The sequence below is a fragment of the Nostoc sp. UIC 10630 genome (assembly GCF_010747425.1).
Classification (GTDB): Bacteria; Cyanobacteriota; Cyanobacteriia; order Cyanobacteriales; family Nostocaceae; genus Nostoc.
The window spans coordinates 33,506-46,827 of record NZ_JAAGOG010000043.1 but is presented as its reverse complement, the minus strand read 5'-3'; the positions used below and the strand labels follow the sequence as shown (position 1 = coordinate 46,827).

The 13,322-nt window shown below is 42.6% G+C and carries 11 protein-coding genes; 7 read left to right on the top strand and 4 right to left on the bottom strand.

Annotated features, from left to right (window positions below; genetic code table 11):
- Positions 1-154: 154 nt before the first annotated feature.
- A complete protein-coding gene (locus tag G1O98_RS13195) occupies positions 155-562 on the bottom strand; it encodes a response regulator (protein ID WP_012412589.1) in 408 nt (135 codons plus the stop codon).
- A 326-nt stretch (positions 563-888) separates the two neighbouring features.
- Between G1O98_RS13195 and gyrA the strand changes: the two genes are divergently transcribed.
- The 3 genes from gyrA to G1O98_RS13180 all read left to right on the top strand — a co-directional run bounded on the left by gyrA (position 889) and on the right by G1O98_RS13180 (position 4,593).
- On the top strand, positions 889-3,393 hold the full coding sequence (gene gyrA / locus G1O98_RS13190) for a DNA gyrase subunit A (protein WP_163929232.1): 2,505 nt from the start codon (positions 889-891) through the stop codon (positions 3,391-3,393).
- A 9-nt stretch (positions 3,394-3,402) separates the two neighbouring features.
- Positions 3,403-3,573: a hypothetical protein gene (locus tag G1O98_RS13185; RefSeq protein WP_163929231.1), complete on the top strand. Its 171-nt coding sequence runs from the start codon at positions 3,403-3,405 to the stop codon at positions 3,571-3,573.
- A gap of 834 nt (positions 3,574-4,407) precedes the next feature.
- Positions 4,408-4,593 carry a chlorophyll a/b-binding protein gene (locus G1O98_RS13180; protein WP_069073374.1) on the top strand — a complete coding sequence of 62 codons (186 nt, stop codon included), beginning with the start codon at positions 4,408-4,410 and terminating at the stop codon, positions 4,591-4,593.
- A gap of 143 nt (positions 4,594-4,736) precedes the next feature.
- Here the strand turns inward: G1O98_RS13180 and rpoD are convergent, their stop codons facing one another.
- Positions 4,737-5,906, bottom strand: a complete 1,170-nt coding sequence (rpoD, locus tag G1O98_RS13175; protein ID WP_012412585.1) for an RNA polymerase sigma factor RpoD — start codon at positions 5,904-5,906, stop codon at positions 4,737-4,739.
- Between the two features lie 1,621 nt (positions 5,907-7,527).
- Complete coding sequence (gene gyrB, locus G1O98_RS13170; protein ID WP_163929230.1) at positions 7,528-9,465, bottom strand: DNA topoisomerase (ATP-hydrolyzing) subunit B; 1,938 nt, start codon at positions 9,463-9,465, stop codon at positions 7,528-7,530.
- 197 nt (positions 9,466-9,662) lie between these two features.
- Between gyrB and miaA the strand changes: the two genes are divergently transcribed.
- The gene (gene miaA / locus G1O98_RS13165; protein ID WP_163929229.1) at positions 9,663-10,571 is read left to right on the top strand and encodes a tRNA (adenosine(37)-N6)-dimethylallyltransferase MiaA; all 909 of its coding nucleotides are present in this window, start codon (positions 9,663-9,665) and stop codon (positions 10,569-10,571) included.
- A 217-nt stretch (positions 10,572-10,788) separates the two neighbouring features.
- Here miaA and G1O98_RS13160 read toward each other — a convergent pair whose 3' ends face one another.
- Entirely contained in the window at positions 10,789-11,490 is a 702-nt protein-coding gene (locus tag G1O98_RS13160; protein WP_163929228.1) for a diacylglycerol/polyprenol kinase family protein, read from the bottom strand.
- A gap of 61 nt (positions 11,491-11,551) precedes the next feature.
- On the opposite strand from G1O98_RS13160, the gene yidD reads away from it, so the two are divergent.
- The 3 genes from yidD (at position 11,552) to ychF (ending at position 13,321) form a co-directional block, all read left to right on the top strand.
- The gene (gene yidD / locus G1O98_RS13155; RefSeq protein ID WP_163929227.1) at positions 11,552-11,788 is read left to right on the top strand and encodes a membrane protein insertion efficiency factor YidD; all 237 of its coding nucleotides are present in this window, start codon (positions 11,552-11,554) and stop codon (positions 11,786-11,788) included.
- Positions 11,789-11,986: 198 nt separating this feature from the next.
- Entirely contained in the window at positions 11,987-12,184 is a 198-nt protein-coding gene (locus tag G1O98_RS13150; protein ID WP_163929226.1) for a hypothetical protein, read from the top strand.
- A gap of 45 nt (positions 12,185-12,229) precedes the next feature.
- Entirely contained in the window at positions 12,230-13,321 is a 1,092-nt protein-coding gene (ychF, locus tag G1O98_RS13145; RefSeq protein ID WP_163929225.1) for a redox-regulated ATPase YchF, read from the top strand.
- Position 13,322: the final 1 nt, after the last annotated feature.

Genomic DNA, 13,322 nt, shown 5'->3' with positions numbered 1-13,322 from the left:
CCCCATTCCCCATTCCCCATTCCCTATTGTCAATTGACTTTCCTATTACCACTTGCCTAATAGTACCTTTTCGTAGTACATCTATACTAACTAAGTACAGGAAATAGTCGCCCAAAAACCTTTGCGGGCGAATATTCCTGGAATCAGTCGTCAATTATGATTGGCCGTCTGTGGGTAGAAGTGCGAGGATTTGATCAACAAACTGTTGATGGTCAACAACTGGCTTAGAAATGTAGCCATCAGCGCCGCTTTGCTTGAGAAAATTCTCGCGATCGCCTTCCATAGCATGTGCCGTCACCAAAATAACAGGTAAGTTCGCTGTTTTTGGATCGGATTTTAACATCTGTGTAATCTTGATTCCATCAACAGATTTCCCTTGGTAAACACTTCTGGATAGAGAAACATCCATTAAAATCAGGTCGGCTTCTCCTGATTGGGCAATTTTTATTACTTCTTCCACATTTTCAGTATGTTTCACCCCCAAGCCGCCGCGCTTGGACAAAATCTTGGAAAAAACGCGAGCATTAATTAGATCGTCTTCGACAATTAAAACAGTTTTCATGAGAATTTTAGTTATAGAGGTAGAGGTGAGGGGATTAAGCAATTCAAAATTAAAAATGAGAAAATGCAGTCATGGCAGGTATCCTGGCTATAAAGCCTATACAAATTAAATGTGTAGCAGATTATCATTCGATTAAAACAGCTACCTGCTATCTGTTTCCTTTTTAATAGTGTATGTACCTCCTTGTCATCAAGGATGATACTACTGCTTTTTCTTCTATGACTATCAATATTTTGTTAGGAATCCCATTTCATCCGTTATGCTGTGGTTGCTGCAATATTGAGTTCCGCCGGCTTTTGTGTAGTTAAATTTCAGGGAAAAAACTCATGGCAAAACAGTTAAACCTTCTCTCAACGGGACAGGTAATTCCAACAGCCCTGCACACCGAGATGCAACGGTCTTATCTCGAATATGCCATGAGCGTGATTGTCGGGCGAGCGCTACCAGACGTGCGTGATGGCTTAAAACCAGTGCATCGGCGCATTTTGTATGCAATGCACGAACTCGGTTTAGTACCAGATAGACCCTATCGAAAATGTGCCCGTGTAGTGGGTGATGTGTTGGGTAAATACCATCCCCACGGCGACCAATCAGTTTACGATGCCTTAGTCAGGCTAGTGCAGGATTTTTCTAGCCGCTATCCTTTGCTAGCAGGACACGGTAACTTTGGTAGCGTCGATAATGACCCACCAGCAGCGATGCGTTACACAGAAACGCGCCTCGCACCCATCAGTCATGAGGGAATGCTGACAGAAATCGGCGAAGAGACGGTGGAATTTGTCGGGAACTTTGATAATTCCCAGCAAGAACCAACGGTGCTACCTGCTCAATTGCCATTTCTGTTGCTCAATGGCTGTTCTGGGATCGCCGTGGGAATGGCGACAAATGTACCACCCCACAACTTGGGGGAAATTGTGGATGGGTTAATTGCCTTAATCGACAACCCAGATTTGCCAGATGAAAAGTTATTTGAGCTAATTCCAGGGCCAGACTTTCCCACCGGTGGAGAAATAATTGGTGAGACTGGAATTCGGGAAGCATACACCACAGGTAAAGGTGGAATTCTGCTGCGGGGAGTTGCGACTTTAGAAGAAATTCCAGCCAGTAGGGGAAGCAAGCGACGGACGGCAATTATCATTACAGAGTTGCCATATCAAGTGAATAAAGCTGCCTGGATTGAGAAGGTAGCAGACTTAGTAAATCAAGGTCGTTTGCAAGGAATTTCTGATCTTCGGGATGAGAGCGATCGCGAAGGGATGCGAGTAGTAATTGAACTCAAGCGCGATACCAATCCCCAAGAAGTTCTCCAGCATTTATATCACCAAACTGCTTTGCAAATGACGTTTGGGGCAATTCTCCTAGCGATCGTGGATGGACAACCCCGCCAGTTAAGTTTGCGCCAACTTTTACAAGAATTTTTGAGTTTCCGAGAAGAGACGCTGAACCGTCGCTACAATTACGAGTTGGGGAAAGCCCAAAGTCGTGTGCATTTGGTGGAAGGTCTGCTAAAAGCGCTGTCTAATTTGGATGAGGTAATTCAAATTTTGCGGCAAGCTCCCGATGGGAGTACGGCAAAAATAAATCTTTGTAGCCGACTGGATTTGAGTGAGGTACAAGGAGATGCAATTTTGGCTATGCCGTTGCGTCGCCTCACCAGTTTAGAACAGCAAAATTTGCAGCAGGAATTTGAGCAGATAAGCGGACAAATTAGCTTATTGGAACAATTACTCAACGATCGCCGCGAATTACTCAAGGCGCTGAAAAAAGATTTGCGATCGCTCAAGCGCAAGTACAGCGATCCCCGGCGAACAAAAATTGGAGAGGAGCAAAAGTCTAGAGCCGAGGAGCAGAAGTCTAGGGCAGAGGAGGAGGAACTTAAATCTTCTGAACCAGCAGAAGAAGCAATTTTAGAATTTACCCAACGGGGTTATGTCCGTCGCACCCAACCATCTGGGAGAAAGTCAAAAGCTGAAAATGGTCTGCATGATAATGACTTTATTATCCAAACTGTGTTGACTGACACCCAAAAAGAATTGCTAATACTAACCAGTGGCGGCAAAGTCTATCCTGTGAATGTAGGAGAAATTCCTCCAACTACTGGGCGTTCTCCACGGGGAAAACCTTTGATTACTATGCTCAGTAATACTGCTCAAGGCGCTCAAGAAGCTGTAGTCAGCCGCTTTTTGCTGCCGGACAATCTTGAAACTCAGCAGATGATTCTCTTAACAAAACAGGGACGAATTAAGCGTCTGTCTCTGGGAGAATTCACAAACTTGACGCGGCGCGGAATCACGATTTTAAAGCTCAAAGACGATGATGAATTGTCATTTACCCAATTCACCGCTCCAGGAGCGCATCTGATTTTAGCTAGTTCCGGTGGGCGAGTGCTGCGCTTTGCAACCAATGATGAACAATTACCGATCATGGGTCGCACAGCGATGGGTTTACAAGCGTTTCGTTTATTGAAAAATCAGCAAATGGTTGGCTGTGTGACTGTCGGTAAAGATGACCATCTGCTGCTAGTTACTCAAGAAGGATATGCCAAGCGCATGGCTGCGAGTCAGTTAAGAGCGGCTAATCGCGGCGATTTAGGGACGCAAGCGCTAAAATTTGCTAGCAAAACTGACAATTTAGCTGGTATGGTCATAGCGATGCCTTCGGCGGGCTACGCCAACGCATCTGGCGAGGTAGCTTTAGTGACGAATAAGGAACGGGTAGTGCGGATACCTGTGGAAACAGTGCCGATTTTAGGCCGGGATGTCAAAGGTGAAAGTATTATCCAACTCAACCGCGATGAAAAAATCATCACCGTGGCTGAAGTGCGATCGTAAATCAGACTTATGTTCAACTTGCGACAAGCTAACTTGCAGAATTTAGAGGCGCTAATCCAATTGCGTCTCGAACTCCTGCGGGAGGCTGGCAATATTAAAGGTGACTCTCAATACTTTTCGGTTAAGGGGGAAAGGGGAAAGGGAAAGGGTTTAAATTTACCTTTACCCCAAACCCAGTAAGCTTTCCCCAGACCAAAAGAGAGATTATTGAGTTTATCCGAAAAGTATTGAGGTGACTCTGACACCACAAACCTACCAGAAGCAACTCGAAAATATATTGGCGAAAAAATGCCGTCGGGTGAGTTTTTAGCTTGGGTAGCTGAAGTGGATTGTCAAATTTTTGCCACTAGCGGCTTGGTATTTTTTCAACGACCCCCTTAGAACGCAATACAGTTCAGATAAGACCAAAACACTTGTAGAGACGGCGATTTATCGCGTCTCAAAAACCCAAAATTTTTGCCAGTGGCCCTTAACCGAACCGTATTGCCTTATAACAGCAATTTCTCAGGTTTAGAAACCTACATTCTGAACGTTTATACAATTCCGATGTGGCGAGGACAGGGAATTGCAACAGCTTTATTAAAGGAAATTATCTGCTTTGTTTGTGAGAGAAACTGAGGCAAAACATCTCTGGCTTCATTCCACTGAGGTACGGGCAGCTTGGTTTTGTTTCGACTTCAAAAGAAATGGAAATGGGCTAGTAATGATTTAGATTATCAATAAATTTTCATTTTATAATCCGAAATTATTGTAAAATAAAGCAATATAACTAAATTACTTGATAATTAATCTTAATAAGATATATTAGTCTATAAAGGTAAAAGTCTAGATAACATTTCTTCGATCTCTGTAAATCTCACTGAAGGCTGATGTTTTAATCTGTATAAATAGCTATATCTATTTATGTCAAGGTATGGAAACAAAAGTATAAAAAATGTTGCCTTTCTAAAAACATTTGTTATATTAGTTTACATAAGGCAATAAACCTTAAAAATAAAGTTTGGAGTCCGAACCATGACAAATGCAAGCACAACAAAAGTCACTACTCCTGTAATTGAAGATCGTAACGCTTGGCGCTGGGGCTTTACCCCACAAGCAGAGATTTGGAACGGTCGCTTGGCAATGATTGGCTTTTCAGCAGCTATTTTGGTTGAAGTTTTTTCTGGTCAAGGCTTCCTACATTTTTGGGGCATCCTATAATAAGTTTTAATATTTAAGATGACCTATAAATAAAAAAACCTGGAGTGCTAATTCACTACCAGGTTTTTTATTGTTTTGTCATTTGTCAGTTGTCATTTGTCATTTGTTTATTTACTAATGACCAATGACTAATGACTAATTGACTACCGAATATACTCTTTGAGAACGCTGTTACGATTTGGGTGGCGTAACTTACGAAGTGCCTTCGCCTCAATTTGACGAATCCGTTCGCGGGTGACGTTGAAAATCTGGCCGATTTCCTCAAGGGTCTTCATCCGACCATCATCCAAGCCGTAACGCAGTCTGAGGACATCGCGTTCACGGGGACTGAGACTGTCGAGTACTTTTTCCAGGTCTTCGCGCAGAAGATTTTTGGAAACTTGGTCTTCTGGTGTCTCACCATCGGATTCAATAAAATCGCCCAATCGAGAATCTTCTTCTTTACCAATAGGCGTTTCTAATGAAATAGGCAACTGGGCAGATTTTGCTATAAACCGCAATTTCTCAATGGTCATTTCCATCCGAGTGGCAATTTCTTCCTCGGTAGGTTTGCGACCCATTTCTTGAGACAGTAACTTGGTAGTTTTCTTAATCCGAGAGATGGTTTCGTAAAGGTGAACTGGAAGACGAATTGTGCGGGATTGATCTGCGATCGCGCGGGTAATTGCTTGACGAATCCACCATGTAGCATAAGTGGAGAACTTATAGCCTTTTTCGTGGTCAAACTTTTCAGCGGCACGAATCAAACCGAGACTGCCTTCCTGAATTAAGTCTTGGAACGACAAACCACGATTCATGTACTTCTTAGCAATTGAAACCACAAGACGGAGGTTAGATTGCACCATCTTATCTTTCGCTCTGCGACCAACATGCAGGCGATAACGAAAAGCTGGTAAGGGCAGTTGTACTGCTTCTGCCCATTCACTATCTCGAGGATCGCGATCCAACTGTTCTGAGAGTCTTTCCCGCACCCTCTCTAATTCCAGCAAATCGGCGATTTTCCGCGCCAATTCGATTTCTTCGTCTGCCCGCAACAGCCGAATTCTACCAATTTCTTGCAAGTAAAGCCGAATAGAATCTTCTGTGTAATGCTTTTTCTTGCTTTGTGTCCGACGACGCGATTTAGCGGCTTTTCCAGACTTTGCGTCGTCCTCATCAGACTGAGGCTCTAAAAATTCATCGTCACCTTCATCGATGATAAGCAAGTCCTCTTCATCATCTATTAAGAGTTCTTCTAACTCGAGCTCAGGCTGATTCATTATTTCTAGGTCAGGCTGATATATGCTTTCGAGTACGTTGTTAGCCTGGTTCATGCCGCGTTCCTCATGCTCCTTGCAGAATCAATTACTCAAGATGTGTTTACTGCTCTTTTAAACGAGCCAATTGTCAACCGAAAATAAGCTTTTTGGCAGATTTGCCAGAAATATTTTCGGATCTTTTGCACCTCCGGTAGGAGGTTTTTTTACTTTAGTTTAAGCCATTTTTAAAAGTGATTTGCTCACCCTAGTAAATGTTATATGTGTTGCTATCACATATTGCTTTCAACTAACTGGTCAAAAAAAATACTCGTCTTTCTGAAAAAATTTGCCACTCTATACTAATGAGTTCAGACTGCTGGCAGATTTTCTTATAAAGACTCTTCCGATTGTAGCCTGTTTCACAGAAATTGCACTCTTTTTGTGTATTAATCATGAACTCCCAGAGTAATTATTAGCCACTATTACCAAAAAGACATTAAAAACAAGAGTTATACCCTGAAATTTTTTCTCCACTTTTCGGAATTGCAGTGACGTTCTTATTACATTACAAAGTAAGTACGCTTGCTCCTGCTCGATTTCATGTATTTTACACAACATTAATTACTTAGAAAGAGTGCATTGTATGTTAACTCAGACGACAAGTATTAATCTAGCCATTTTTACATTTCCTTCATAAATTACGCATTCCTGAGATTAAAGCTAGTCTCTCGATTGGGTAAATACAACCAGGGTGGCGGTGCTTGCCTTAAAGAGTTAACCTTCTGCTTACTAATTACCTTAACTGAGGAGTTGAGGCTGTAGCATATCGACCTGATGGCAGATCAATTTAGGTTTAACTAATTCGGCCTTATTCACACGTTAGCGCACTGTGGCGATTTCAGCCCTATGAAACTTGACAAACTCTTCTTATTGTATACAAGGATATTTTAATCAATTCAAAAACAATTTGTCCTGTGAATTTGCCAGTATAGTCCTATTTCTGGCAAAACTTCATTAGATACATACGATACAATCGCGATCGCTACGGCAGTACATGAAGATATTAACAAGTTTTCAGCCAGATGGTGTGTGCTTCCAGTAGCCATTCTCTCAAGCCGAGAGAACCCAGAAAATTACCTGATGATTTTAGTTACAAAGCTGGATTGCGTAACTTAATTGTAAATTTCAATACTTTTCTTTCGGTAAGTTTCTGTCATCTTATGATGAGAAATCCTCAAGATACTTATTAATTGCTGTTTGATAGATGATATTCAGTGATTTTCTTAAAGCATAACAAATGTGTTTCTAGTTGGTGGACAAAATTAATCAGCTAGTCAGTGCAAAAAGTATTGTTATAACTAGCTTTCCAACAAAGTTGGTATTTTTGTTAACACTAGAAGATTGAATTTTCATCAGATATTGACAATAAGCAAATTATATGATCCTCGGCTAATTTCAAATTTACCTAAGAGTTAGGGAATAACATAGACGCGTTGGCGTAGCCTCTCGTAGAGAAGCGGCTTGCCGAAGGCTACCGCAGAGGCACAGGTGGATAAAGTATTTATGAAATCTTGCTTTGTCACCACCCAAAAGAAGTATTTTTATAGACACCTAGGGTATAAAAAAGGTAATGGGTGAAAACGTATCACTCATTACCAATGTTACAAATTATTAGAGTCGTGGTAGGGAATTGATATTAAATATCTAAATCGGTGAAGTTGAGTTTAGAACCATAAGTTTCGATAAATTCTCGTCTGGGTGCGACACGATCGCCCATTAAGATTGTGAAGATGCGATCGGCTTCGGCTGCATCCTCAATTTCGACTTGCTTCATTTTGCGGGTTTCTGGGTTCATGGTGGTATCCCAGAGTTGTTGTGGCATCATTTCACCCAAACCTTTGAAGCGTTGGATGGTATAGTTGGCGTTAGCAGGGAATTTGGCGATCGCTTGATTCTTTTCGCGATCGCTATAGCAATACTCATGATTACGTCCCCGTTCTACTTTAAACAGTGGGGGACAAGCAATATAAATAAAGCCTTGTTCGATGAGCGCTCGTTGATATCGATAGAAGAATGTTAACAACAAAGTACGGATGTGCGCTCCATCTACGTCAGCATCCGTCATGATGACTATGCGGTGATAACGCAGTTGGTTGGAATCGAATTCATCACCTTTAACACCTAAACCGAGTGCTGTAATTAACGATTGAACTTCGTTGTTTTTATAAATTTTAGCGTCGTCGGTTTTTTCAATGTTAAGAATTTTACCACGTAGAGGCAAGATAGCTTGAGTGCGGCGATCGCGTCCTTGTTTGGCACTCCCGCCTGCTGAGTCCCCTTCCACGATGAATATCTCAGATTCGCTAGGGTCACGAGAACTACAATCTGCCAATTTACCAGGTAATGGCGAAGATTCTAGTACAGATTTGCGTCGAACTAATTCTCGCGCATGACGCGCTGCTTCTGCGGCTTTGAAAGCTTGGATAGCTTTATCTAAAATTGAATCTGCGATCGCCGGATGAAATTCTAGATATTCGGTGAGGACTTCTCCCACCAGAGAATCGACAATCCCCCGTACTTCGGTGTTACCGAGTTTAGTCTTGGTTTGCCCTTCAAATTCGGGATCGGGGACTTTCACGGAAATTACCGCAGTCAAACCTTCGCGGACGTGTTCGCCACTGAGGTTAGGCTCATTCTCTTTAATTTTATTGCGCTTGCGGGCGATCGCATTTAATGTCCGAGTCAGAACTGCCTTCAACCCTTCTAAGTGCGTACCACCATCTACCGTGCGAATATTGTTAGCAAAACCTAGCACATTATCCGTATAAGCATCAGTACACCATTGCAAAGAAACTTCCACTTGTACGTTGTTGCGTTCACCCTGTACATAGATAATTTCTTCATGCAGGGGTTGCTTCTCACGGTTCATGTAAGCAATGTACTCTTTGATCCCACCCTTGTAATTGTAGGATTCTACCTTCGGTGTATCGCTTTTTAGTAGTTCTAGACGGTTGTCAGTAAAGGTAATTTTGACACCTGCATTCAGATACGCCAATTCCCGTAGGCGACCTGATAAAGTGATGTAATCAAACTCAATGCTAGTTGTAAAGATTTGGGTATCTGGCTTGAAGGTGACAGAAGTTCCAGTTCTCGCTTCTTTGTAAGGCTTTGTTTGCAGTTCGGTAACTGGGATACCGCGTTCATAGCGTTGGAGATGAACCTTTTTATCTCGCCAAACTGTAACTTCTACAACTTCAGATAGGGCATTAACAACAGAAATACCAACCCCGTGCAATCCTCCAGAAACTTTGTAGCCACCGCCGCCAAACTTACCACCAGCGTGTAGTACCGTCATCACGGTTTCCAAAGCCGATTTCCCGGTGCGCGAGTGAGTATCGACGGGAATACCGCGACCATCATCTGTTACAGTCACGGAACCATCAGCGTTGATATCCACCTCTATATGAGTGCAATGACCCGCCAAAGCCTCATCGATTGAATTGTCCACCACCTCGTAAACTAGATGGTGGAGTCCTCGCGGCCCGGTGGTACCAATGTACATTCCTGGTCGTTTGCGGACGGCTTCCAGACCTTCCAGAACTTGAATCTGATCGGCACTGTAACTGCTCGTCATGTAAACTCTCCTGATGCGTGGGGTTAAACTCGCCTAAAAATAAATAAAAGCAAAAACACTCCAAAATTGTAACACAAAAGCCCTGCTAGCGTCTGTAGGGCATTTTCAAGAGAAGTTTATACTAGGGTTGCACTACCTTTCAATAGTGGCAAAGAAGGGCAGGGGAGAAAGGGAAGAAAATTAATGACTAATGACTAATGAATAAATTAATTGTGATTTGTGGGGCGACGGCAACGGGTAAGTCGAGTTTGGCTTTGGCTTTGGCGATGCGGTTGGGTTCTGTAATTATTAGTGCCGATTCTCGTCAAGTTTACCGTAAGTTTGATATTGGGACGGCAAAACCAACTGTGGCTGAACAAAAATTAGTGCCGCACTATTTAATAGATATCTGCGATCCCACAGACACGATGACAGTAGCAGACTACCAGGAACAAACACAAGCGTTAATTGCTTCTGTTGATGTTACGCCACTTTTGCTAGTTGGTGGTACTGGTTTATATATCCGCTCCATTGTTCAAGGGATGAAAATTCCTAGAGTTGCACCACAAATGGAATTGCGATGGCAACTTGAATCTCTAGGTCAGCTTCAACTCTACGCCATGTTACAACAAGTTGACCCCGTTGCAGCACAAAAAATTCATGCTAATGATTCAGTACGAACTCTAAGAGCATTAGAGGTATATTATGTTACTGGATGCCCGATTTCCGAACAACAAGGGGAGAATCCACCGAATTATCCGATTTTGCAAATTGGTTTGGATTGCGATGTTGAAAAGTTGGGGAATCGGATTAAACAGCGTACTGACCAAATGATAGCAGATGGTTTGGTTGCGGAGGTGGAATATCTTTGTCAAAAATATGGCGCTGATTTGTCTTTGTTGAATACTTTGGGCTATCAAGAAATCAAGCTATATTTAGCTGGGGATATTTCCTTAGATGAAGCGAAAGAGTTAATAGTTTTGCATACACGACAATTTGCCAAGCGACAACGCACTTGGTTTCGCGCATATCCCCAAATTGAATGGTTTGATGTGAATGATCCTGATTTATTAGAGAAGGTTTGGCTGCGTATAAATGAGTTTACAAATTGCACTCATTCTTCGTGAGATTTTTGCTCATGTAAAGACGCAAAATTTTCGCGTTTTTACATGAGTGTCCTAGAGAGTTTCGGGATCGATGCCCATAGCTCGTAGCTGTTCTACATTATTGCTGAAGATGAGTGCGATCGCTATCTCAGCCCATTAAATCTATGCTTTTGCTCCCATATCCTTTGAACTAGATATTTAGAGAAACGTGTCGGGCAAGTATCTCTTGTTTGCTCAATTAGAAATAGACTAACTGACTTAAAAAGAAAGCAAGGGCTGCACTACCCAAAGGGACTGTCAAATTATCAATACCCAAAAAAGAAAAAGCCTCTAAAACTGTAGCGATAAATGCAACCGCGAGTGATATTACCCAAGTTTGCCAACTGTTTCCTTGAGTTCCAACTAAAATCAAAATACTGATGAAATAGCTAACCAGCATCATAGTTAGGGAGCCTTCCCAACTTTTTTGTGTGCCAAAGACTTTATACCTGTGTGTACCAAAGCGTTGTCCAATTAAGGCTGCTAGTCCATCTCCCCAAGTCATGATCAAAATTCCTAGTGCTGCGTACTGGGGTTGTTGTAAGTACCAGAAACTGGCAACTAAAATACCGAAACTAACAGAGTAAAAAAATGTCCCGAAACTTTGCCGCCCAACGCTATTAATACCAGGAAGAATAGGCAATCGGTAGGATAATAAGGTGATTGCACTCGCTAGAATGGAAGCTGTAATCCCTACACTGGCGGGGATATCTAGCCACCAAGCAAGTAAAATTACATTACCAGTGCCTATATGAACTATCTTCCGCACGATTTCTGGCTCGTCGGCGAAGCGGTTTACCACCCATGCAATCACGAGGATGAGTAACACCCAAATTGCAGTAATCGCAATTTGCAGCCATAAAACCGGAATTGAGGTTAAGTCAGAAAATGTAATCAACAAAGATGTAACAAAATGAAAAATTTTACCTCTGTTACTAATTTATAAGATTTAGGTAACTGCAATGAAACTATTATTTATTTGGCTGATTCGGGGCTACCGAATGTTTATATCGCCGTTGTTTCTCCCGACTTGTCGCTTTCAACCAACTTGTTCGATGTATGCTATTGAAGCTATTGAACGATTTGGAGTGTTGCGTGGTAGCTGGATGGCAACTCGGCGGATTTTGCGCTGTCATCCGTTTCATCCAGGTGGTTACGATCCAGTGCCAGAGATGGTGGAAAAGGTTAAGGAGGAGTAGTTTTGTGCAAATGGTGGGGAATTGAGGTTGGAGTTTAAACGCAAAGGGTCGCGGAGGGAAGCGCAGAGGGGCGCAGAGAATGAGAAGGGCGGTAAATTATTAAAGGATGTGTTCGTGAGTATAGGTATTTGGGGAGATGTCAACAGATGAGGTTGTCATCTAGCGTGGGAAGGTTGAATAATTTAATTTAGACTGACGATGATTAATCCTACTGCGATTTATATACCAGAACCACAAATTCCTACTCCTGGCCCGAACCCGCTACCTAGTCCCGAGCCTGTACCGGGGCCAGCGATTCCTCAACCGTTACCGGGGCCTGTACCAGAACCAGTACCTGCTCCCATTCCTCAAACAGTTCCAGGGCCAATTCCCCAAACCATACCGGAACCTGTTTAGATTACCTTGGTAATGTAATCCAAAATCTCAAATCTAAAATCCAAAATGCTAAGAGCCGGAATTGTCGGACTTCCCAACGTCGGAAAATCTACTTTATTTAATGCTGTAGTTGCTAATGCTAAAGCAGAAGCAGCTAACTTCCCTTTTTGCACGATTGAACCGAATGTCGGCGTTGTCGCAGTACCGGATGAACGGTTAAATGTTCTTGCTAAGATTGCCAGTTCGGCACAAACTATCCCAGCGCGGGTGGAATTTGTAGATATTGCCGGTTTAGTTAAAGGTGCAAGTCAGGGTGAGGGACTAGGGAATCAATTCCTGTCCCACATCCGGGAAGTTGATGCGATCGTCCATGTGGTACGTTGTTTTGAAAATGACGATATTATCCACGTTGCTGGTTCTGTTGATCCAGCACGAGATATTGAAATCATTAATATAGAATTGGGTCTATCAGATTTATCACAAATTGAGCGGCGAATTGACCGCACTCGCAAACAAGCTCGTACCAGCAAAGATGCACAGTTTGAAATCACAGTTTTAGAAAAATTGGCTGCGGCTTTAAATGAAGGTAAATCGGTGCGCCAGGTAAGTTTGAATGAAGAAGAAGCAGTAATTATTAAAGGATTAGAACTGCTCACTTATAAACCGATTATCTATGCTGCCAATGTATCTGAAGATGAGTTGGCAACTGGTAATCATTTTGTGGAAACAGTGCGGCAAATTGCATCGACAGAAAATGCCCAAGTTGTGATAGTTTCTGCCCAAGTTGAAGCGGAATTAGTAGAATTACCAGAGGAAGATAAGGCTGATTTCCTCGCATCTTTAGGTGTGGAAGAAGGCGGTTTGAAGTCTTTGATTCGTGCAACTTATATGCTTCTAGGATTGCGGACATATTTCACCTGCGGCCCCAAAGAAACCCGGGCTTGGACAATTAATGCCGGAATGTCTGCACCTCAAGCTGCTGGTGTAATCCACAGTGATTTTGAGCGGGGATTTATTCGCGCTGAAACTGTCGCTTATAAAGATTTGGTAACAACCGGTTCGATGAATGCTGCGAAGGAAAAAGGGTTGGTTCGCAGTGAAGGAAAAGACTATGTTGTGCAAGAAGGGGATGTAATGTTGTTCCGATTTAATGTATAGG